The sequence below is a fragment of the Ruegeria sp. CF1 genome (assembly GCF_056537445.1).
The window spans coordinates 24,843-46,026 of the sequence record NZ_JBQFRN010000016.1; the positions used below are offsets into that span (position 1 = coordinate 24,843).

At 55.2% G+C, this 21,184-nt stretch carries 20 protein-coding genes and 1 tRNA gene; 11 read left to right on the forward strand and 10 right to left on the reverse strand.

Annotated features, from left to right (window positions below):
- Positions 1-126: 126 nt before the first annotated feature.
- The 5 genes from ACRZ96_RS19730 to ACRZ96_RS19750 all read left to right on the forward strand — a co-directional run bounded on the left by ACRZ96_RS19730 (position 127) and on the right by ACRZ96_RS19750 (position 5,469).
- Positions 127-1,611: an ArnT family glycosyltransferase gene (locus ACRZ96_RS19730; RefSeq protein WP_480707461.1), complete on the forward strand. Its 1,485-nt coding sequence runs from the start codon at positions 127-129 to the stop codon at positions 1,609-1,611.
- A 141-nt stretch (positions 1,612-1,752) separates the two neighbouring features.
- Positions 1,753-2,514 (forward strand): glycosyltransferase family 2 protein, encoded by a 762-nt coding sequence (locus ACRZ96_RS19735; RefSeq protein WP_170514273.1) that lies wholly within the window; start codon positions 1,753-1,755, stop codon positions 2,512-2,514.
- Positions 2,511-2,810, forward strand: coding sequence for a lipid-A-disaccharide synthase N-terminal domain-containing protein (locus tag ACRZ96_RS19740; protein ID WP_039542759.1), 300 nt, complete (start codon positions 2,511-2,513; stop codon positions 2,808-2,810). The genes ACRZ96_RS19735 and ACRZ96_RS19740 overlap by 4 nt, the downstream gene beginning before the upstream one ends.
- A 175-nt stretch (positions 2,811-2,985) precedes the next feature.
- A complete protein-coding gene (locus ACRZ96_RS19745) occupies positions 2,986-3,621 on the forward strand; it encodes a GNAT family N-acetyltransferase (protein ID WP_170425435.1) in 636 nt (211 codons plus the stop codon).
- A gap of 126 nt (positions 3,622-3,747) precedes the next feature.
- Positions 3,748-5,469 (forward strand): adenylate/guanylate cyclase domain-containing protein, encoded by a 1,722-nt coding sequence (locus ACRZ96_RS19750; RefSeq protein WP_480454420.1) that lies wholly within the window; start codon positions 3,748-3,750, stop codon positions 5,467-5,469.
- 27 nt (positions 5,470-5,496) lie between these two features.
- On the opposite strand, the gene ACRZ96_RS19755 is transcribed toward ACRZ96_RS19750, so the two are convergent.
- Positions 5,497-5,874 carry a winged helix-turn-helix transcriptional regulator gene (locus tag ACRZ96_RS19755; protein WP_170397987.1) on the reverse strand — a complete coding sequence of 126 codons (378 nt, stop codon included), beginning with the start codon at positions 5,872-5,874 and terminating at the stop codon, positions 5,497-5,499.
- 181 nt (positions 5,875-6,055) lie between these two features.
- Here ACRZ96_RS19755 and ACRZ96_RS19760 point away from each other — a divergent pair, with 181 nt between their 5' ends.
- Positions 6,056-6,820, forward strand: a complete 765-nt coding sequence (locus ACRZ96_RS19760) for a nuclear transport factor 2 family protein (RefSeq protein WP_480814970.1) — start codon at positions 6,056-6,058, stop codon at positions 6,818-6,820.
- Between the two features lie 101 nt (positions 6,821-6,921).
- On the opposite strand, the gene ACRZ96_RS19765 is transcribed toward ACRZ96_RS19760, so the two are convergent.
- The 4 genes from ACRZ96_RS19765 to ACRZ96_RS19780 form a co-directional block, all read right to left on the reverse strand.
- Positions 6,922-7,842, reverse strand: a complete 921-nt coding sequence (locus tag ACRZ96_RS19765) for a pentapeptide repeat-containing protein (protein ID WP_170397991.1) — start codon at positions 7,840-7,842, stop codon at positions 6,922-6,924.
- A gap of 137 nt (positions 7,843-7,979) precedes the next feature.
- Positions 7,980-9,290, reverse strand: coding sequence for a gluzincin family metallopeptidase (locus ACRZ96_RS19770; RefSeq protein WP_170397993.1), 1,311 nt, complete (start codon positions 9,288-9,290; stop codon positions 7,980-7,982).
- Between the two features lie 12 nt (positions 9,291-9,302).
- On the reverse strand, positions 9,303-10,640 hold the full coding sequence (locus tag ACRZ96_RS19775) for a TfuA-like protein (protein ID WP_480814971.1): 1,338 nt from the start codon (positions 10,638-10,640) through the stop codon (positions 9,303-9,305).
- Positions 10,637-11,830: a YcaO-like family protein gene (locus ACRZ96_RS19780; RefSeq protein WP_480707457.1), complete on the reverse strand. Its 1,194-nt coding sequence runs from the start codon at positions 11,828-11,830 to the stop codon at positions 10,637-10,639. The genes ACRZ96_RS19775 and ACRZ96_RS19780 overlap by 4 nt, the downstream gene beginning before the upstream one ends.
- A gap of 160 nt (positions 11,831-11,990) precedes the next feature.
- On the opposite strand from ACRZ96_RS19780, the gene ACRZ96_RS19785 reads away from it, so the two are divergent.
- Positions 11,991-12,066 (forward strand) — tRNA-Thr (locus ACRZ96_RS19785).
- A gap of 502 nt (positions 12,067-12,568) precedes the next feature.
- Here the strand turns inward: ACRZ96_RS19785 and ACRZ96_RS19790 are convergent.
- Complete coding sequence (locus ACRZ96_RS19790) at positions 12,569-13,594, reverse strand: Hint domain-containing protein (RefSeq protein ID WP_480772168.1); 1,026 nt, start codon at positions 13,592-13,594, stop codon at positions 12,569-12,571.
- A 295-nt stretch (positions 13,595-13,889) separates the two neighbouring features.
- On the opposite strand from ACRZ96_RS19790, the gene ACRZ96_RS19795 reads away from it, so the two are divergent.
- Positions 13,890-14,096: a hypothetical protein gene (locus ACRZ96_RS19795; protein WP_170648244.1), complete on the forward strand. Its 207-nt coding sequence runs from the start codon at positions 13,890-13,892 to the stop codon at positions 14,094-14,096.
- Between the two features lie 113 nt (positions 14,097-14,209).
- On the opposite strand, the gene ACRZ96_RS19800 is transcribed toward ACRZ96_RS19795, so the two are convergent.
- A complete protein-coding gene (locus ACRZ96_RS19800; RefSeq protein ID WP_480772166.1) occupies positions 14,210-14,983 on the reverse strand; it encodes a heparin lyase I family protein in 774 nt (257 codons plus the stop codon).
- A 595-nt stretch (positions 14,984-15,578) separates the two neighbouring features.
- Between ACRZ96_RS19800 and ACRZ96_RS19805 the strand changes: the two genes are divergently transcribed.
- Together ACRZ96_RS19805 and ACRZ96_RS19810 are read left to right on the forward strand one after the other, a co-directional pair.
- Entirely contained in the window at positions 15,579-16,067 is a 489-nt protein-coding gene (locus tag ACRZ96_RS19805; RefSeq protein WP_480772165.1) for a hypothetical protein, read from the forward strand.
- Positions 16,068-16,369: 302 nt separating this feature from the next.
- Positions 16,370-16,927, forward strand: coding sequence for a hypothetical protein (locus ACRZ96_RS19810; RefSeq protein WP_480772164.1), 558 nt, complete (start codon positions 16,370-16,372; stop codon positions 16,925-16,927).
- A gap of 69 nt (positions 16,928-16,996) precedes the next feature.
- Here the strand turns inward: ACRZ96_RS19810 and ACRZ96_RS19815 are convergent, their stop codons facing one another.
- The 3 genes from ACRZ96_RS19815 to ACRZ96_RS19825 form a co-directional block, all read right to left on the reverse strand.
- Positions 16,997-17,275, reverse strand: coding sequence for a hypothetical protein (locus ACRZ96_RS19815; RefSeq protein ID WP_480791458.1), 279 nt, complete (start codon positions 17,273-17,275; stop codon positions 16,997-16,999).
- A 59-nt stretch (positions 17,276-17,334) separates the two neighbouring features.
- Positions 17,335-18,027, reverse strand: a complete 693-nt coding sequence (locus ACRZ96_RS19820; protein WP_170648270.1) for an SOS response-associated peptidase — start codon at positions 18,025-18,027, stop codon at positions 17,335-17,337.
- Positions 18,028-18,233: 206 nt separating this feature from the next.
- Positions 18,234-19,187: an AraC-like ligand-binding domain-containing protein gene (locus ACRZ96_RS19825; protein WP_480814972.1), complete on the reverse strand. Its 954-nt coding sequence runs from the start codon at positions 19,185-19,187 to the stop codon at positions 18,234-18,236.
- A gap of 247 nt (positions 19,188-19,434) precedes the next feature.
- Between ACRZ96_RS19825 and capB the strand changes: the two genes are divergently transcribed.
- Positions 19,435-21,183: a caprolactamase subunit beta gene (gene capB / locus ACRZ96_RS19830; RefSeq protein WP_480814973.1), complete on the forward strand. Its 1,749-nt coding sequence runs from the start codon at positions 19,435-19,437 to the stop codon at positions 21,181-21,183.
- Position 21,184: the final 1 nt, after the last annotated feature.

A 21,184-nucleotide genomic window follows, 5' to 3' on the forward strand; every position in this document is an offset into this window, starting at 1 on the left:
CCCTTCTAAACTTCTTGCTCTTGGACGGGCGACGCAATAATGGGAGCGCGACGCGCGGCAGTTTCAAACAAGGCCCGGCGGGATCAACACCACATATTTCTATGACGCGATAGGACCACGGAAAGCATGACCGGTACCTCCCCAAATTGGCTAAGACTGCTTCCTTACTTCGTCACCGCATTGGTGATGGTCCTGGTCTGGTCCTGGTATCTGACTGATCTGGGTGTTGGGAACATCTATCACTACGATGAATTCTACACTTATGACCGTAGTACAGGCTTTGCGCGCAATGGGGACTGGCTGGCGGTTTATTCCAACAACGAACCCAGCCTGAAAAAACCGCCCATGCAGTATTGGATGTCTGCGCTGCTGATGGAGTTTGGCGTATCTGATATTCTGGCCTTGCGCCTGCCGTCGATGATCTTTGCGCTGGGCGCGCTGATGGCAACGGCCGTACTGGCGCGGGTGATGATCCCGGACAGCCCCTGGGCCATGCTGCCTTCGGTCCTGCTGGTGGCCACGTCGCTTCAGTTCTGGCAACACGCCACATCCGCGATGCTTGATACCGGTGCGGTTTTCTTTTCGACCCTTGGAATTGCAGCCCTGTTGGCAGCGTTGGAAAAGCCGAAATACTGGCCTTATTTCGGCGCAACTCTGGTGTTGGCCGCCTTGCAGAAAAGCCCAACCCCGCTGGCCTTTCTAGCGCTGGCACTACTGACGCTGAAGTTGACCAACAGATGGCAGACGGAACCGTTCAGCGAGATCTGGCAGAACAGAACGTTTCGCCGGACACTCAAGATTGCGATCCCGCTGGCCTTCGCCTGGCCGATCCTGCAAGAGCTTCGGTTCCTCTTTGGCGACTCGCTTGATGGCAACATCAAAGGCGAGATGCTGGATCGTTTTCGCCCATCGCTCAGCGATCGCGGCTTCGGGAAGCTCTATGATCTGATCATCTCGGGCGAGCCGTGGTTGCGGCTGCTGGGTTTTGTCGGCATCTGCGCTCTGCCATTTCTGCAAAAGCGGCCCAGACTTCTTGCTGCAACAGGGATAGCCGCGTTCTTCGTCATCATGATGTGGGCCGCAGCCGGCAAGGTTTATGCACGCTACACCCTGCTGATCCTGCCGATGCTGATGGTCGCGGCAACCGGTTTGTTGTTTTCGGTCGAGCGCCTGCGCTGGGCCGGGATGGTGGCCGCGCTGGGTCTGGTCTTTGTTGCAGGCGGCCTGTTCTATGACCGCGATGCCACCGATCTGGGCAAGGGTCGCGTGCGTTTGGGCGTGCCCGAGGCCGAGATTCTGACCCCTTTGGGTGCAATGCTGCAACCGGATGAAACCCTGCTGCTCTGCGCCTATGACCGCAAGTTGCGCGTACCGCCCGGGGCCGCATCGGTCTTTGCTTCCAACGGTAGGCGCTTTGTCTATCTCAGACGGCTGGAGCTGCACAAATACCTCGACAGGTTCGGCTATACCACCGGCCCGCTGCGAGGGCTCTGTTCGGAGGGTGAGTTGTCTGAGCTGGCACCTGACCTGATCGGGCTCGAGACGCAGCCAACTGCGGTTGACGGTTTGGTCTATTGGTCAGCAACCGGTGTCACGCCCGCCCCTGAATAGGAGACACGGTGCAATCCGCCCCATCGCTGAACAATGCCCCAACAAGTTGCGCAGATGTTGGCCTGCGATGCGGTGGCCACTTGAATTTTCGCCGTTGATCCCGCAAAAGCCCTGAGACTGAAACAAGTAAAGCTATCCACTATGCATGCTGATCATGATGCCAACGCTGACAATCGACCCACTGTGTCGATCGTGATTCCCATGCATAACGAACAGGGGGCTGTTCCTGGTCTTATCCAGGGCATCTGCGCTGCTGCGGCCGAATTGCCCGCGTTCGAGATTGTCGCGGTTGATGATGGATCGACCGATGGCACTTTTGCGGCGCTGCAACAGATGCAGAAAGACTGTCCGCAACTGCGCATCCTGCAGCACAAAACGGCCGGTGGCCAAAGTGCTGCCGTGCATTCCGGCGTCAAGGAAGCACGCGCGGATATCTGCTGCACGCTGGATGGCGACGGACAGAACCCGCCGGAAGAACTGCCAAAGATTTGGGCGCCGCTGGTGTCGGGTGGTGATGCCTCGATTGGCCTGGTAGCGGGGCAACGGGTTGGCCGGCAAGACACTGCGTCAAAGAAACTTGCCTCGCGCTTTGCCAATGCACTGCGGGGCTGGATGCTGAAAGACGGCACACGTGACACCGGCTGCGGTTTCAAAGCGTTCCGACGGCAGGCTTTCCTTGATCTGCCCTTTTTCAATCATATGCACCGTTATCTGCCCGCCCTGTTTAAGGCCTATGGCTGGAATATCGCGCTGGTGGATGTGGCGCATCAGCAGCGTTTGTCGGGCGAATCCAAATACACCAATTTCGGGCGGGCCATGGTCGGCATCTGGGATCTGTTCGGCGTCGTCTGGCTGACCCGCCGCGCCAAATCCGTTTCCGCAACCGAGGCGTCCCGGTCATGAAAGAAACCATTCTGGAAATCCTGCACGTCGACAGCCCGACCGAGGCGCTCTGGGTCTTTATCGGTCTGGCCGGTCAGCTGATGTTCAGCGCCCGGTTTATCGTGCAATGGATCACGTCCGAGCGCGCCAAGAAATCCGTCATCCCGATGGCGTTCTGGTACCTTTCGATCGGCGGCGGGCTTATCCTGCTGAGCTATGCGATCTATCGCCGTGACCCGGTCTTTATTCTGGGTCAGTCGATGGGCCTGTCCATCTACCTGCGCAACATCTTCCTTATTCGCGCTGAAAACCGCTGATTGATCGTAACGCTTCTTTACGACCTGCCACCCATTACAAGTTTGTCGGCTGCACCCGTTCAGCGGGTAGCGGCCTACGGCTGCGTTGTGTGAACAACCTCTTATTGTTTCTGAAATTTTCGTGCTAGTATCCCGCGAATAGATTTTCAGAATTGTACTCGGAGGATATTTTCTCTTGCCCGATAGCTCACCCCGGTTGTTCAGATTGCGCCCTCTGGAAAAGGCGGATCTGGGAACAGTTGCGCGCTGGTTTCAGGATATCCATGACCTGGCACTGTTCGACCGAACGTCGCGCATTCCTCAGAACCTGGTACAGACCGAACAATATTGGGAAGACGCGATAAACACCTCAAAGGACTGCTGCAAATGCTGGTTCGCAATCGAATCTGACAGTGGTGATCTGGTGGGGATGACCGGGCTTGAAGCAATTTCCAGCGTCAACAGGGATGCGGTGGTTCCGGTTTTTGTCGACAAATCCATCCGTCGACATGGCGTGGCGGTGCGTTCGGTTGCGCTGATGCTGGATTTCGCATTCCGGCAATTGGGGCTGAACCGTATCACCTCGTATTACCGGGCCGACAATCACAGCAGCCGTGATCTGATCCAGCGAATCGGCTGTGAGATCGAGGGCACGATGCGTCAGGCCTGGTTCGCGGATGGGCAGTTCCATGACATGGTTGTCGTCGGCATGTTGAAGCAGGACTGGATCGCGCGTCGAGAGGTGCTCGCGCAGGAGTTAGGCACCCAAACAGTGGTCAGTTTTGATGCCTCTGGGTGGTCTTGGCCCCCCGATTCCGGTGCAGATACCTAAAATGTTACGTATTCTGAGTCATTTTTTGCTAAAACAGTCCTGTCGGATTCGACATGACAACACAATTGAGTATTGCCAGTGAACACGACCGGTTCGGACGCATCAATAAAACAGAAACTAGGCGCGGTGCTTTTTGCCGACGTTGTCGGCTATTCCCGCCTGATGAGCGAGAACGAGATGGATACGTATAACGCGTTGAAGTCTTTGCTTTCGCAGCTTGAATCGGCTTGCTCAAAGTATCAGGGCAAAATCATCGAAGTGCGCGGTGACGGCATTCTTGCCTTATTCGACACGGCGACCAGTGCGGTAGAGTTCAGCATCGAACTGCATCGGATCGCTGCGGAACATAATCAGGCGCGGGATGACGAGCACAACATCAAATTTCGCGCTGGCGTTCACATGGGCGAAGTTCTGATGGACGAACGCGGCATCCACGGTGACAACGTCAATATCGCTGCCCGCCTGCAGGAGATTGCCGAGCCAGAACGGGTTTATGTCAGCGCAGCCGTCTATGAACAGATCCGTAACCGCCTGCGCTATGGCTATGAATTCCTCGGTCCCAAGCAGCTCAAGAACATTATGTCTCCGGTCGCGACCTACTGTGTCCGAACCGAGGTCGAGGGTGCAACAATGGCCGCAACCCTACGTCCTGAGATGCAGCTGGAAGTGCTTGAAAGGCCCGATAACCCGTCGGTTGCGGTGCTGCCCTTTACTAGCCAAGGCGGGGATGAAGATGACAGCTGGGTCGCCGAAGGGCTGACCGACGACATCATCATGAACCTGTCCAAGTTCCGGAACCTGTTCATCATTGCCCGGAATTCCTCGTTCTTCTTCAAGACCCAGTCGATGTCGCCGCAGGAGGCCGCTCGGCGTCTGAACGTGCGCTATATCGCGCGCGGCAGTGTGCGCCGCTCGTCCAGTCGTATCCGGATCACGGCCGAGCTAATCGACGCCAACACCGAACGCACCATCTGGGGTGAACGGTTCGACCGTAAGCTCGATGATATCTTCGACATCCTGGATGAGGTGACCGAGTGCATCGTTGCCGCCACTGCAGTCATGATCGAGTCGCATGAAAAGCTGCGCATGGTGCAGGCAATCCCGTCAGACCTGCGGGCTTATGGTTCGGTTCTGCAGGGGCAGCACCATATTTTCAAATACACCCGCAACGACAACCGCAAGGCGCAGCATTGCTACGAATCCGCGCTTGAGCGCGACGGCGGGTATGCACGGGCCGCGGCGGCGCTGTCACGCACGCTCAACATCGATTGGCGCTATTCATGGACCGAAGACCCAAACAGCGCGCTGGACAAGGCCCTGTCGCTGGCTCAGCGCGCGGTGGAGCTTGACCCCACAGACGCGCGCGGGTTTGGAGAGCTGGGCTATGTGCAGCTTTATCGTAAAGAGCATGACTCGGCGATCGAATCCTACAAACGCGCCCTGCAGCTTAACCCCAACGATGCGGACATGCATTCGGACTACGCCGATGCGCTGGCCCATTGGGGCGACAACGAAACCGCCATCAAACATCTGCAGCAGGCGATGCGCCTGAACCCCTATTTCCCCGATCAGTACCTGTGGCATCTGGGCGGGGCCTATTACAATCTCAAACGCTATGACGACGTGATCTCATGCGTGAACAAGATGAACAACCCGACCGAGGGGCAGCGCGTGCTGGCTGCCAGCTATGCCCATAAGGGCGAGCTGGAAATGGCCCGCCAAATCGCAGACAAACACCGCGCAGCGCATCCCAATTTCTCATTGTCGCGCTGGGCCAAGGTTCAGCCAGACCGCCTGTCCGACGACACGCAGCATTTTGTCGAGGGGCTCAAAAAGGCCGGGTTCTGAGCTGCTGCCCGATCTTGCCTATAAAAATCAACTCGCCTGTTCGCGGTCGAACTGCATGCGTAGTCGCCTGACTTCATCCATCTGCTCATGCGACCAGAAGACAAGCGGTTTCAGCATTTCAAGCAAGCTTCTGCCCAAAGGTGTCAATTCATAAGACACTGCCACTGGCGGTCCGGGATCGACGGTGCGGGTCAAATAACCATCGCGTTGCAACCCGCGCAGGTTTTCGGTCAACACACTTTGTGTGATGTCTCCGATACAGCGCTTGAGATCGCCAAAGCGTTTCGGCTCATCCTCCAGCGCAAGGATGATGATCATCCGCCATTTGCCCGTCACATTGGACAGTACGGAACGGATTGAGCAGTTGGAAGCTTCTGCCTTGTTGGCAACACCAATTGGTAGCATCTCAGTCTCTGGTATTGTTTCGAAACTTAATCGCACAATAGCGTCACCTTAGCTTCGGTACAACTCCCTGAAAATTCAGGCAGTAGCCTCAAGCATACCAGGTCATTTTAAAGTACGTAATTGAAATGTAGTATGGATTTGCTACCACGTATCCAGTAGATACGAATCACAGGAAATCAACATGTCCCCCAAAGAACTTGTAATCGCACTTTTTACGGCTGCCTTTGCTGAACATGATCCGGAGGCAGCGCTACAGCTCGTTACCCCGGACTATATTCAGCACAACCCGCAAGTCCCGACCGGAGCCGAAGGCCTGGCCGGCCTGATCCCTTTGGTCGAACAATCCGGGATGACTGCAACTACCCACCGGGTCATCACCGAGGGCGATATGGTTGTATTGCACAGCACGTTCGACAACGCGGACGCTTTTGGTGCACCGACCCTCGCCGCCTTTGACATATTCCGCGTCGAGAATGGCAAAGTTGCTGAACATTGGGACAATTTGCAGCCCGTTCCCGAAACAACAGTGTCGGGCCGTGGCATGACAGATGGGCCGACCGAGATCACCGATCTTGAGAAAACAGAAGAAAACAAGGCGCTGGTTCTGGGGTTTGTGCGTGACGTTCTGGGCGGTGCCGCGCCCGAGAAAGCTCCGATGTATTCCGAGGTCTATATGCAGCACAATCCAATGCTTGCCGATGGGATCGATGGCCTGATCGAGGGCACCAAAGCCTGGGCAGAGCAGGGGAATGTGATCACCAAATTCGAGCCGCAGATTGTGGTGGCCGAAGGCAACTTTGTCTTTGTCGCCTCAGATGCCACCGTCAGCGGGAACCCTTGGGCCTTCTTCGACCTATGGCGAGTCGAAGATGGAAATATCGTTGAACATTGGGACGTCGTTTCGCCTACGCCAGCCGAAATGGCGCACGAAAACGGCAAGTTCTGATCTTCGAAAGGGATGGCGGGTCAGGCATAAATGGCCCGCCAACCCAAAGCAGACGTTGGAATAAAACCAAACGTCAATCGGTCAGGATGATTTCAGCCTTCCTATTCACCACGTGCCTTTGCGCCGCTGACTTTGGCACCTGACACCTTAGCACCGGACACCTTGGCCCCGCTGACCTTCGCGCCCGAGACCTTGGCCCCGCTCACCTTGGCGCCCGAGACCTTGGCTCCGGACATCATCGGTGCGTCATACTCAAAATAGACGTCCAGCAGCACGTCTTCGATCTGACCGGCTGCGATATCCATGCGGATGGTGTAATCGGCCTGATCGTAGTTCCAGACGCGAATATCATTGGCCATCTGGTAATCCGCTGCCGCGACGCCCGAAACCGAGGGGTTCATCGGCGCGCGTGCGGCCTGTTGTGTGGTGTCCGGCGCGTTAGCGTCATTGCTGGTCTGCAGCTTGAAGCCATGGGGCAGGTTGCCACCCGTCGCGCTCTCGCCTTCGCCATGCACCAGAAAGATCGTGGGTTCTGGCATCTCGTAATAGGTGCCGTCATAGGCGAAGCCGTAAATCCGGGCCAGTCGTGCATCGCCTCCGAACTGGTCCCCGATGAAATTATTGACGCCGCGACCCCTCCGGCGGCCATCCTGTTCGATGAACAGCTGTTCCGAGTGCCGGTTCGCGATCTGCTGCCAGTGGGTATGTTTGAACTGACGTCCGCGACGGATGTAGACAAACGAGTCGTGCGGAACCTTCTTCCGCTTGTCGAACTTGAACTTGTCGCCGTCCTTGATGACCTTGTAGATGCCGGACTTTTCGTTTGCCGCATCCCCGACCTGGACCAGAACACGATCGTCTTCCCGAACATGTACGCCGTCGATTTTGGTGAATTTCTTACTGAAGTCGTAGTCTTCCTCAACCTCTTCGGCCAACCGGACCGAGCGTTGTTTCAGTTTTAAATCACTTAACTCTCGCCCAAACAGTAATACCTCGGAAAAACTGAGTAAGGACTCAGACATATCACTTTCTCCCTATCGGGGGTCGACGCTGCCGATTGCCTCGCCTGTCCCGGTTTGCGCATTCAGTGCGCGTTGAATGTCACTATTATCACCCCGTGCGCGTAACCTGCCACAATAGCGGGGGAAAAACAAAGACTTTAAGGTTCATTCACCTCGGGTGACAGCGTACGAACCGACGCGGCATGGCTCGTGCCGTCGGGCTTGGTCAAACGGGGGCCGGGCGCTGTCAAACCGATGTGGCGCATGCGGAAATTGCCTTCGATAATCTGCCGGAATGCGCCGCCGGTGACCTCGTGATCGACCATGACCAAGGCGCGTTCAACGCCGAAGTAGCTCAGCATATCGGGGTCCAATTTCTCCCACGCATCTGCAAGATAGGACCCCAGCAAATCACGCGCTTCGATCAGGGCAACCCGAAAGCCTTCGGGGTCGGCTGCGTAATGTTCGTCGAACAGGTCCTGCATGATCGCATTGTATTCGTCGGTCCCTTCCAACTCGTCCGAGAGCTCCTCCATCTCCGGGTCGATCACGTCATGTGCTACCAGTCGTTCGTGGTAGATATCGACCAGAATATCGAACATCGCCCCGGTCAGTGGTTCCGACAGGGCGTGTTCGCTGGACCATCCATGCGAGAATTCAGAAAGCGTCCGGTCATTGGCGGCGATCCGGATTTGCGAGTTCTGCGACAGCTCGGCAAAGCGGCTCAGCCGGTTATAAGTATAAAGGTTGCCGCGTGTGTTTTTCAGCAATTCATCCACGACCGAGCCGAAATGCAGCGACGCCAACAGCGCCACCATATCGGCCGCCGATTCATGGAACCCATAATATTCGCCGGTCGCATCCTCTTCGGATGGCATGCCGACCACGCTGTAGATGATGGCATGGCCGATCTCATGCGCGACCACATCGAAGTTCAGGCTGTAGGGGCGGTATTCGTCACCGATATCGCGGGTGCCACCGGTTTCCAGAAATCCCCAACCGATATGCGCGTTATCTAGACTTGGCAGCAACGATAGCTCAAGCCGCTCGAAATCACGCGCGAAATGCCAGGGGATCGGGCGATTAAAATAGCCCTCCCACACATCCATGGTGAAATGGGCCGCTCCGAACAGATGGGCGGCTTCAAAGGCCGGGTCCTCGGGATCGATATGGATGAAATTGCCAAACTCATCGGGCTCGGGCGGCGGCAGGATATAGCCGTCCCAGGCGGGCAGATACATCTCGGGGCCGTCTTCACCCTCGATCATCGCGCCATAGGGGGTCGTTTTGTCGACCGGGTACATCGCATACATGCGGGGGCCCGATGGGCCTGGGCCTATGGTCCCTTGCGGGGCCGATATTTCGACCAGTTCGGGCTTGGAATTCGGCTCTAAAAAGGGCGATTGCGGATATAGTAAGAACCGCGTGCCGGGGGGGTCATTCTCTGAATAGTCGGGCCAGATTGCCAATTTTCCCTCCCGTTATCCGCCGGCGTGCAGACCGGCTGCCAATCCGGCCTCTTGGTCAACCGGATCGCCACCAGCTTGGCAAAACATGAACTCGGCGGCAATCAAATCAACCAAGGCATCGCGCCCCTCAAGGCCAAGCCCGATCGCGTAGGAGTCAAGATCATCCGGCACCCTCTGGTCAAGACGTGTTTCAAAATACCAGATCAAGGCGCGCGTTCGAATTGCAGCGTTGCTTTGGTCCGGCGGCAACGCCGCTTTGCGCTGGGCCCGGTCGCGCAACGCGCTGTAGTCGCCCGAGCGTCGAAGCTCGGCCAGCAAAGCGGCATCCATTGTCTCGGCCAGCGTTTGGATTGCGATATCGACACGGGATTTGTCGGCCAGCATCGCCTCGTACTGCACAAGGGTCAGGTCATTTTCTTCCAGCCATTCAAGCAAATCCGCGTGGCGGGGCAGTCTGGCCTCCAGCCGATGTTCGGTCATTTGCTTGACCACGGCGTTTTTATCCGGCTCCAAACCCTGTCGGCGGGTCTCGTCCTTGGACAGCAAGCCTAACGCTGCGCGATCACGTAGATGCGCGTAGAGAACCGGATCAAGCCGCAGCTCATCCACTAGCGCCCGCGCCTCGCTATCCTGTTGTGCGGCTTCCCCATCCACACGGGCGCAGAGGTCACGCCAGACCAGCGTCCGTTCGGTGCGATGTGCGTCTGACACATTCGTTCCAGCATTCAGAAAGCGGGCCATCTCAGCCAGCATCGTGCGGGCGTCATCCCCTTTCGCATCCACCTGCCCCTCGGGCAACCATCGTTGAAAGGGTTGCGGGTCCGAAGCGCCCTCAAGGATGCGATCCCAAACCCGGTCACGGTAGTGCAGGTCTTTCGCCTTTTGCTGCAACGCGTCGCCCGTCTCTGACGACAACACACCCGCTGTCTTGGCTTGCGCAATGGTGGCGCGGATCGAGACCATAGGCTCGCTCAGCGGTGGAAAGCCAAGCTCGGCAGGGCCGTGCAGCACCGCCACCTCGTCATCATCTTCGATGGCACCATTCAGGTAACCCTCAAAAATCTGGCCGATCCCGATCATCCCGAAATCCGCCAGCTCTGCCGCGCGCAGCGCACCCATGCTGGCACTGCCAAAGACCGGTATACCTTGCTCCAAGGCCCACAGGATTTCCTTGTGCCAGACCGAGGGCACCCCGTCGAAATACCCGTCTATAATCCCGATCGCACGCGGCTTTTCCCGCACTGCCCGATACACATCGCCCTGCTGAACCGGGGGTAGAATAGTGGCGTTCAGATGTTCGCGTACGGCTTCGGCCCGTAGCGTCGGCCCGACAAAAACAAACACACTCATGACATCACCGCTCGCGCACGGGGGCCTGCGACAAAGTCGGGATCGTCATGGGGCGCTTCCAAGCCCGGTATCACCGCGCGCACCACTGCGATGTCAATTTCGGGTCGCGACAGATCAACAGTGACCACCTGATCAATGCCTGCCTCGGACAGGCGCGCCAGCAACAAAGACAGGTCATCCGTGAACGATCCGGTCACGTAGGTTGGGCATTCGGTGAAATCACCGATGGGCGCCGAGCCATCGATCAGTTCGCGGATGTATCCGCTGCGCCAGTTCCGGGCAGTGTCCGAGAACTCTTCCGGGTCCAGATCATCCCGCGCGCCCGAGATATAGGTCAACCGTGTTTGCGCCGCCTCGGTCAGCGCCCGCAGCAGGGCAATGGCGCGATCCGGGTGGCAGCCGTCGCCGATGCCGATATGGCCCGTCGTGCCTCCGCCCTCACATATCGCGCAGCGAAAGCTGGCGATGCCTATGTCCGAGGTCGTGTCCCAGATTCCCAAATCAAGCCCCGCCGCAGAAATCTGTTCCATCGCCTCAAGGCAACGCGGGTCGTCCACTGTACGGGGATTAACACGCGGGGTTGCGCCCTGATGGTGCCACAGCGTTGTGGCGTCACGCTCGATCAACTCGCAGATCGCGTGGCAACTGGCTTCGGTCAGGTTGTTGCCGGACGCCAGCCCGTTTGTCGTTCGCGGAAACGCCCGCTGCCCAGCCACGGGCGAGGTGGTATAATCGGTGTCCACCATCTCATACGGCACCCAGCAGGGCTGGCCCGAGGGCAGATCGCGCCCCAGCACCCACAGTATCGCCTGATGAGGGTCGAACTGCCCGCCGGTGACGCTGGGCAGACGGTCGGCATCGACCACATACTCCACCGCCAGATCAGCAAAGCTGGACAGCCGTAGCGGCAGTTCGATCCGCTCTGCGTGCCAGGATTCAATCGCTTCCATCACGCCCGAAGCCCGGGCTGCGTTCAGCGACAGCCCCTTGCCCAGCGACACCGCGACCGAGCGCGAGTTTGGCCGCGTCACCATCACTGTCGGCAATCCAACCCGGTCCAGTCCCGTCAGGTTGGCGATCCGGGTTATGCCCATCTGCTTGAGGAATGGTTTGACGATGGCCAGGGTCTCTTCCGGGTCGCGCAGCCGGTGGGTGTCTAGAACATAAGACTTCTGCGAATTCCCGGACATCCAAATGACCTTGCCAAATATCTGATAAACCACCGTAACCCGCCGGGCGGATCATGTTGGCGTCAGGATGCGGGATGAATGCGTAGTGGTCAACCGCGCAACGGCCCGGCAATCCACGCTTGCATGACCCGCGCGCTGCCGTTAAACGAGCTTCCGCATCGCCTCAATAGCTCAGCTGGTAGAGCAGGTCCTTCGTAAGGACAAGGTCGGGGGTTCGAGTCCCTCTTGAGGCACCATATAATGTATGAAAAATTAATATTATCAATTATTTGCATGTTCATGTAGCTCTTTGATCCACCCTTTCATCCACCTTGTTCACCTTGTAACGGTCAATGTTGCTGGGGGACAAATCTCATAGTTCGATAGCATCACTTACAAGATATATGCCGAAACGTTGAGCGCTACCTAGCGCTGAATCCTGTGGCAAGTCTAAGGCCCACATTACACGGCGTTCACGAACCGAAGCACAGACGCCTCAAAGCGCGCGTGGACCAAATGCCGCGACAATTGCTGCGCTTAAAGCATGGTACGAAGCCCAAGGCATCCAATTCCTGGGTGCAGGTGATACGGCCAATGGGGTTGGAGTGGTTTTGGTCAATAAATGTGACTGATGAAAAGAACACCTGGAGTTCATTGACGACGTCCCGGCTTGGTTGGATAAACCAATTTCAAAGGAAGTACTAAACAACCAGAATTCTAACTAGCACACGCTGTTCAGAAACATTTTTTTCCTGGTATTCATAGATTAAACTGGTGACCCCTGTTCTCAGGTCTGACAGTGCATGGCATCTCATTGGGCGAATAGAGACCTTCGCGCAGTAAAATTGCCTCAAATGGTTTCAGTGTGGGCAGGATGGTTTCGGCAAATCGTCCTCTTCTCTGACGCAGCTCGGGAAATAATTCGAAAACCTCGCGCAGAGTTGCGCGGTCCATCGCGTCTAGAGAAGTATCGCCGGGGAAAAAGGACTCGGACCACACGCCTTCAACACAAATTAGCTCATGTTGGTCAAAGAGAACGTGGATGTAATGAACTTCTTGGTCGGGTGGGAGTTGGAAAACCATTTCACCATCCAGTAAGCCCTTGGCAGGCGCTAGCATCAAGCTTTCGCCGAAACACAGCTGCATGTCTGGCGAGGTAACAGCAATCCGATGTTGTGGCGAAACCGTCAGATCCCGTGTCGGGCATTTGCGTGAGAAACTACCCGCACGAAAACGAACCGGGCAGAGCTGCGGACTTTGCTGTAAGTCGCCAACGGTGAGGCGTCGTTTTCCGATCCAGCGAACAGGCTTTGCTGTTCCATCGAAAACTGTCACTAGGTCGCCGGGTTGCAAGGTCTCAATTGGTTGTGAGCCCAGAGGTGTCAAAACCATCGACCCCAGTGTGAAGCATACGAAGGATGGCAAAGTGTCGTAATCTGAAGGAGGTGCAGTAACGATGCTGTTGTTTGTGTTTTCTATCGTGTCACCGACATCCACATCGCCAGATGTAACAATGATGTACTGGGGGTTGGAAAACTGAACCAATGTGAATGTTACAGGTTGCCCACCTATGTCACCGCTATAGGTTTCAAACGTTTGAAAGTTTGTAGAGTCACCTAAGAAACTAGGTACCCCCGAGACGTCGAGCTGCTGGCTTCCATCTGCATCAGGATCTTCAAGCGCATCATCATTATCAATAATCTCTACCTGATAAGAGTTAAGCACGGTGACGTCTGTGAAGCTTAACGGATCATTGTCAATTTCAAGAATCGTAATGAAAGCCAAAGCGCTATCCCTCGATATACAACCTAATCAATAGCTCAAATATAAGAATGCAACCTTATGGAGAAAAGATAAAGCTCTGTTACGGTACCGACGTTGCTTTGGAACGTGCCGTAGGGAAAGGACAACTAGAAACTCAGATTTGGACCTGACTTCTACTATAACCGCTAAACCTGCTAACCGGCGCAGGCGTAATTTATAATTTTGCCGCTAGAACGTCTCTTGAGTGCCCAATTTCACTTACTGCGGACAGCTATGGTGTTTGAGTGCAGTGAATGAGTGACAAGGTGTTCTCCACATGAAGTTTATCCCCGCAACCGCCCAATCAGTCGTTGTCCATGCGTACGAACTGGCCGCCAATGACCAGGAAAAGAGCATGGCAATGTGGGCCGGCTGTCAACTCACGGCGCTTTATGATAGGCGCTCAGAGCTTTTGCAGGAACATGCTGACATCTGGGCCGAGAAGCTCAAAACACGAGATCCTCTTTCTACGACAAAGAGATGAATTCGGCACCTCAGAAGACATGAGGGCGGCTTCTGAATAGTAACCGCTGCGGGTGCGGGTGGTCACTGCCCTATGGATTTTATAGAGTTCCGTCCCTCAACCGCCGATACCTCTTATTTCTCTTTGATGCCTGAGAGATAAAGTATGGCGGGTGGTGCACTTGGACCTACTTTCTGGCGGTACATACCAAGCTTGATTTTACCGACGGTGCCAGTCCCGAGTGTGCGACCTTTCCATTGGTAAACTACAGCGTCGTTGACCCATACAATAAAGTGCCCGTCGTCTGATGTGGACCACTTTGCGTCAACGTTTATCTTGTGCCAGCGACCTGTTAGGCTCGCAGCTGGAATCATGGTTCGAACAAGGCTTTCGTAGTTCCAATCAGTACTTTCGACACGCTTTAGCGCAATGAGTTTGTTGCCACGCACGGCGAACTGAAACGGATGTGAGTTTGCGCCCATCATAGAAAACTGGGTTACGATTATCTGCTGAGCACCTCTGTCGGTAAATCCAGGAGCAAAATAAACGTACCACTCATATTTTTTTCGCTGCCCGTTCTTGAATGCACTGTACTTCGCAAACTCGACCCTTTCGTTATTTTTAGAGCAATCGTCCCACTTTCTTTCACGTCCACAGTCCCCATAGCGAAGTTCCATTCGGACGGCTTTTCCATTGAAGTTACCCGGAGGACTGGCAACAATTTGAGCACCGTATGCCCTCGCTGGCGTCCACTTCTCGCGAACCAAATTACGGAACCCTTTTCCAACCACTTCTTTTGGAGCCTGTCCGCTCTTGACTGCGCGTGTGATGGATTCCGCTTCTAGTTCGTGCGGTGTTATAATGAAGGCTAAGACGGCGAACGCCGTAATTACTGCAAATCTGAGCATTGGATCTCCAACAAATTGACTACAAACATTGTGGATACGCGGCCTATGGATAAACTGTATTTCAAAGATTAGCAGACTAGTTAGACCAATTACCTCGGAGACTTGCCCGGCCCGCATTGGGTTGGGTTCTTTTTGCACAACCTGTGTAACCCACTTCACTGACCACCTGCTTAGAATGATGCAATCTGAGTGCAGTTAACGAGTTGGCGCTCATGTTGTGTTGAGAGCGCGAGTTTATTTCTTCTCCCTGTTGGTGGGCGCGTTTGTGGTAGGCGCGCCCTCTTTGCTTTGGCTGTCAGACAGTACTGTCGCAAAGCCCCTAATCGCTCTCTTAACGTCTCAAAATGTAAATGTCGCATCCACATGAGAGGTGTTTTGCTGGCGAGAATGCGTCCCATCGAATTTCTTGCCTAGCCGCTCCACAGCACCCTTCGAATTCGACAGGCAGGCGGAATTCTGGTATTTTGTTGGTATTGTATTTAATTATTGTAGGGGAAAGCCAATGTTTACGGCCCCAATTAAAAGGATGGCAAATGCGCTCCTGGCAGCGACTGCCACTACTATTTTCGCGACTTCTTCAACTAACGCTGCAATTGTGACCTATGAGATTGCTATCAGCGGCAATATTGGTACTTTCGATGCCCCTGATACTGGGGGCCTGCTTACCAGTTTCGCAATCACGCTGGATGGTGTCACCTTCGACACATTAGGCGTAGGAAACGCCGCACCTGTCTATAACGCCGCTAGCAATGACATTCGCGGAAACCCAGGCACGGAAGGCTTCATCTTCAACTCAGCCGCTGCTCCGGGATGCATGGCAATGGAGTGCATCTTGTCATTGGAGGACTCGGTGGACCCTGGCGTCATCCCACCGCAGTTTGCTGTATTCCCGTTTGTCATGGGATCTGCGGGCACAGTGACGAAATCGGGTTCGTACGCTGTTACGCCGCCTGCACCCATACCTGTTCCGATGCCCTTACTGATGATGTTAAGCGCGGTTGCGATACTTTCGGGCCTTGGCTGGCGGCAACACCCAATGCGTCGGAACAAACCACAGCCTGCGCGAGCGCCCGAAGCCTGTTAATACCCCTGACGGCCGTTATAGGCACCTAGAGACACCAGCGGCTAAATCACGGCTCAGACGGGTCAAGTATTGTAGGTGAACCTTATTCAAGTACCGATTGTCTATAACGAAACGCGGAATCTGATACACAAGCTTGCTTGACTATAAAAGTCGAGCAACCAACGCCCCTCAAGGCGTGCCCCATCCGTCGTATACCGATCAATCCTAATGTCTATCCGGTATTTTGACAGAATCGATCAATCCGATTAATAATACTCCTTGTATGTGACTAGTTTAGGCAAATCTCGCCCAGTGAGGGTACCGTGAAGAAGTTCATTGTAGCGGCTTTAACATCTGCAGTAATCGCTTCTCCTGTTTCGGCAGTAACTATCTCCGCAGCATCAAAGAGTGTCGACATCACTTGTTCCGGGTCGTGTGACTTTTGGGATGTCGGATTGTTGCCAGAAGATGGTTTCAATTCCTCCGCAGGTGATTGGTTGTATAGGGCATATGGCGGGATTGGCAACTCCAATAGCAATGCTAACAGATTGAAATTTGTTAATAATGTGCTAGATACATCGTTTACCCTTCAAACGGCATCAAGTGACAACTTTGGCGTCGACATTCTGGACAATACGCTTGGTGAAATGGGCGGTTGGACTGGATCGGCTCAGTACTATCTTGCATGGAGCAGTGGTGACCCACGTTACATCCTTATTAGGAGCAATTCTCAAGACAACACTTTCTCATGGAAGGGCAAAGGTTTGAGCGGGGTGGATGCATTTGGTATCGCGCCAATTCCGCTGCCTCCGGCCATACTCATGTTGTTGGCGGGTCTTGGTGGGCTGTTTGTCATGAGAAAGAGAAAAGCTCTATCTTGATAGTGCTCGCTCGATTTTGGACATTGGCACTCCCAACTTGTAATACTGCCTAATACACACAGGACGCCTTTATGCCGGGGTTATCAGCTCAACGGAATTTGTGTGCTTGAACGATCCTTCACCGCATAGGTTCGCTTCACCTCGCGCAAGTTCCAGGCCGAACGCCTCAATGAACGGCGCAATTAATCGCGCATCCAAAAGATAGAAAGACACCGCATCCCGAGCGCCGCGAGAAAGCACTTTGTCAGCATTCCAACCCCAGCGTCCCCGTCCGGCATGAGTATTTAGCCAGCAATGTATCTCACCAAGCTTGTAGCCGAACCCTTCTTCGGGAACTTGAATCCGCACTCTAATTGGAAAGTACTTCTCATCCGCTGCTTTCTTTGGGGATCTACTACGCGTGGCCATTATGCGTCGATAACGTCGATTAACTCCGGTCCGTCATCATCGCGGCCAATCGGCGCGACCTTGTGATAGCGCATCCGTCCATCCCATTCCGTGCCCAAGTTCTGCGCTTCGTCATGGTCAATCTCACCTGACATCCACGGCACCAGGTTCTCGTTCGTTAGAATTACAGGTGACCGTGCATGTATGTGTTCGATTTGATGCAACGCAGGGCGGGTGAGGATTGTACAGGTGTTCAAACCCGATGAGAGGCGCGAGTAGAGGCCTGCAAAATACATGCAGGGGTCATTGGTATCTGTCTTGATAACCCAAGGCTGTTTGGCCCCCTTAGGGCCTGTCCATTCATAGTAGAAACTGGCCGGGATAATGCACCTGCTGCTTTTCCATGCGCCCCGGAACGAACCCAGTTTATGTGCCGTTTCTATCTTTGCATTGAAAGTGGTGGGCTTCCACTGCTTCACGTCTTCCTTGAACCAGTGCGGTACAAGCCACCAGCGCGCCGTAGAGCTAATAAGTCGGTCGTCATGGATGAACGCCATATCCAACATCTGAGTTGGCTTAACGTTCCAGCTCATGGACAGGTCTTTGGCGTTTGGATCGCGCTCAGTTGGGATAGGAACGCCGTTCACGATCCAGTTCTGCAGAGCATAAAGCTCTGCCCATGTCATTTCGGGTCTGCCGAGTCGTCCGCACATTCGGTGAGCTTAACAAAACAGGGGGAACGTTTGGTGAACTTTTTGATGCTTGGCGACGAGGCTAACGGCAGCTCTGCAGACTTTCCTGACTTTCGCTGCATTTACACCAGCGGCAGCTTTGAGAAGCCGCAATCTCGTCGCAACCAGCACCTCTTAAGTGTGCGCGCTTTGAGGTTATCCGGATTACCGGCAATGAAGGGGTCGGATCAGCAGACCTTACTGGCGCGGTATTCCGACGGGGGCATGCCGAATCGTGACTTGAACAGTCGCGAGAACTGCGCCTGATCGGCAAAACCGAAGCGATAAGCCACTTCGGCAAGAGTGATTTCGCCGGAATTACCTAGGCGGTCACGCGCGGCAACAAGTCGTTGATCGCGTATTTGTTGGCTGACTGTGCCGTTCACGTCCTTGAACAGATCGTGCAGGTAGCGTTTCGAAATGCCGCAACCTTCCGCGATTAGGTCAGGTGACAGATCCGGGTTCTTCAGGTTCGAACGGATGAATTGATCAACTCTTTGTAGATGTGCCGCCCGCACCGATGAGGCGCTCGAGGCCGCGATACCATTCTCGTCCTCAAGAGCGAGGCCTAGCAGCTCCAGCATTTGCCGCCCCACAATCTCGCTTGCCGACGAGTTCACTCCGCTCAGCTGAGAATGGCTCTGCTGCAACATGTTGACGAACAGATTGGCAGTGCCTGACGTTGCGTCGAATACCTGCGCACAGAAACGGTCGGGCTGGCGCACACGTTCGGATAGTGCTGCTTTTGATACCTTGGCGACAAACAAATCGTTAGGGCGTTCATAGATAAACCGATAGGGCTCATCACCGCGTTCAATAATGAAACCACCGGGTTCACAACGCACGTCACGCCCCAGTTGCCGAAATTCAACGGCTGTGCTTTTCGGAATGGTGATCAGGTATTCTTCTTCACGAGCCTCGCGGATGTGGCGTTGCCTGCGTTCATAGTTTGCAGGTGACGAAGTCAGTCGCGACAGACTGACATGGCCCATATCCTTGCGCATCAGCCGCCCGTTGAATTCCAATGGCGCCCGGAAGTGAAGCTGAAGCGGGAAATAGGCTTCTGCGATGACAGATGTCCACCCCGCCGCCCGGTCTTGAGGCGGCAGATGGTCTGTTGAGAATCGTATTGGCCTGTTCACCGCATCCCTCCTCCAAAAGGACTAGCCTCCGCAGATTAGACCATTTCAACCAATAAACAAATGGAAGGCGCTTTCCTGCGCGGAAGGTCAAATGGTTCTGCACTCAGCGTCAAGACTGCGGGCTGAGTGGCATGAATTATCAGGTCCAGACATTCAATCTGGAGAAATTGCGCTCGGTTCGGCGACGGCTGTCAAGCTCGGAAACCGAATCATGATCGCACGTTCGCCCAAATAATGAGGACTAAAAATGGCCAAGATAGAGGTTGACCCGATCACGCTTTCAGTAGTGCGTGGAGTGTTGGAGACCACGCAGCGCGAAATGACATTGGCGCTGGAGCAAACTGCACGCAGTTCGGTGTTCAACCTGGCGCATGATTACTCTACGGCGTTGTTCAACCACACGCCCGAGATGATTTTGCAGGGGCAGGATATTCCTATTCACCTCGGTTCGCTGATCCCGGCGATGAAGACCGTTGCCGGGTTTTTTGATGGGGATATCAACGAAGGCGATCTGATCCTGCACAACGATCCGGCCTATGGAGGCAGCCACATCATCGACACCTGCATGTACTACCCGGTGTTCTACGAAGGCGAACTGGTGTTTTGGACTGTCTGCAAGGGCCACTTGACCGATATCGGTGGCCCGGTGCCTGCCGGGTACAATCCGGATGCCAAAGAAATCTATGCCGAGGGCCTGCGTATCCCGCCGATCAAGTTGTGGGACAAAGGCGTGCCGCGCGACGACATTCTTAACATGTTGCTGACCAATATGCGCGCGCGCCGGGATCAGGAAGGCGACTTCAACGCGCTGATCGGGGCTTGCCAGGTTGGTGCCCGAAATCTGACAGCGCTAATGGACAAGTATGGCAAGGACACGGTGCAGGCTTGTATCGAAGAGCTGCTTGTCATGGCCAACAAGCATATGAATAGCCTCATTGCCGATGTGCCGGACGGGACGTATTCCGGTACCGCTGTCCTTGAAGATGCAGGCCACGGCTTTGGTGATTTTGACATCACTGCGACCGTCACGATCAATGGCGATAGCTGCCATATCGAGATCGAGAGCCCACCGCAGATTCCCTATTTCATCAATTCCTACGAGGGCAATTCCTATTCCGGCGTCTATCTCGGCCTGATGATGTTTGCGCAATTGCCGCCGCCCTACAACGAGGGGCTTTATCGCAACGTGACTGTCGACATGGGTAAGAAGGGCTCGCTGTGCAACGCGCAAAGCCCGGCACCCCATGCCAACTGCACCACGACGCCTATGGAAACTTTGACCGATGCTGTGCGCCTCGCGTTTGAGCAGGCCGCACCCGATAAGGTTTCAGCCTCTTGGGGGCATGCCAACGGTTGCAACATCGCGGGATGGGACAACCGCCACGATGAAGAATACGTCACCATGGTGTTGGCCTCGATCATTTCGGGGGCGGGTGCGACGAATAGCCAGGACGGCTGGCATGCCTGCGGGCCCGAGTGCTGCTTTGGCGCGCTGACCTCTGGCGACATCGAAATGCTCGAGCATTCCTACCCTATCATCATCCACGAATACGGGCTGATGGAAGACAGCGGGGGTGCTGGGAAATTCCGCGGCGGGTCCGGCACCCGTTGGGCGGTTGAGCCGCTGGATACGGACATGACCATGGTCACCTTTGGTGAAGGTCGGCGCATCCCAGCTATGGGCGCTGCCGGAGCGAAATCCGCAATGATCGACAAAAAAGTCGGCCGGCTGGAGATCACCCGCAATGGCGATACAGAAGTCATCACAAAAAATGTGATCGAAACCATCAAACCCGGCGAGATTGCCGCCAACATGAACCCCGGCGGCGGTGGCTTCGGCGATCCTTTCGAACGCGACCCGCTGAAGGTTGTCGAAGACGTCCGCAATGGGCTGGTGAGCGTCGAAGGGGCGCGGCTCGACTACGGCGTGGTCATCTCTGATCCTGAAACATTGGCTGTCGACGAGGCCGCCACAGCCAAGGCCCGCGCGGCCTGAG

What these genes read in the sequence shown, in the direction of transcription:
- ACRZ96_RS19775 (WP_480814971.1), bottom strand. Translation starts at nt 10,640, where the DNA reads ATGAGTGTGTTTGTTTTTGTCGGGCCGACGCTACGGGCCGAAGCCGTA.
- ACRZ96_RS19780 (WP_480707457.1), bottom strand. Translation starts at nt 11,830, where the DNA reads ATGTCCGGGAATTCGCAGAAGTCTTATGTTCTAGACACCCACCGGCTG.
- ACRZ96_RS19765 (WP_170397991.1), bottom strand. Translation starts at nt 7,842, where the DNA reads ATGTCTGAGTCCTTACTCAGTTTTTCCGAGGTATTACTGTTTGGGCGA.
- capB (WP_480814973.1), top strand. Translation starts at nt 19,435, where the DNA reads ATGGCCAAGATAGAGGTTGACCCGATCACGCTTTCAGTAGTGCGTGGA.
- ACRZ96_RS19820 (WP_170648270.1), bottom strand. Translation starts at nt 18,027, where the DNA reads ATGTGCGGACGACTCGGCAGACCCGAAATGACATGGGCAGAGCTTTAT.
- ACRZ96_RS19760 (WP_480814970.1), top strand. Translation starts at nt 6,056, where the DNA reads ATGTCCCCCAAAGAACTTGTAATCGCACTTTTTACGGCTGCCTTTGCT.
- ACRZ96_RS19795 (WP_170648244.1), top strand. Translation starts at nt 13,890, where the DNA reads ATGAAGTTTATCCCCGCAACCGCCCAATCAGTCGTTGTCCATGCGTAC.
- ACRZ96_RS19735 (WP_170514273.1), top strand. Translation starts at nt 1,753, where the DNA reads ATGCATGCTGATCATGATGCCAACGCTGACAATCGACCCACTGTGTCG.
- ACRZ96_RS19730 (WP_480707461.1), top strand. Translation starts at nt 127, where the DNA reads ATGACCGGTACCTCCCCAAATTGGCTAAGACTGCTTCCTTACTTCGTC.
- ACRZ96_RS19800 (WP_480772166.1), bottom strand. Translation starts at nt 14,983, where the DNA reads ATGCTCAGATTTGCAGTAATTACGGCGTTCGCCGTCTTAGCCTTCATT.
- ACRZ96_RS19755 (WP_170397987.1), bottom strand. Translation starts at nt 5,874, where the DNA reads ATGCTACCAATTGGTGTTGCCAACAAGGCAGAAGCTTCCAACTGCTCA.
- ACRZ96_RS19740 (WP_039542759.1), top strand. Translation starts at nt 2,511, where the DNA reads ATGAAAGAAACCATTCTGGAAATCCTGCACGTCGACAGCCCGACCGAG.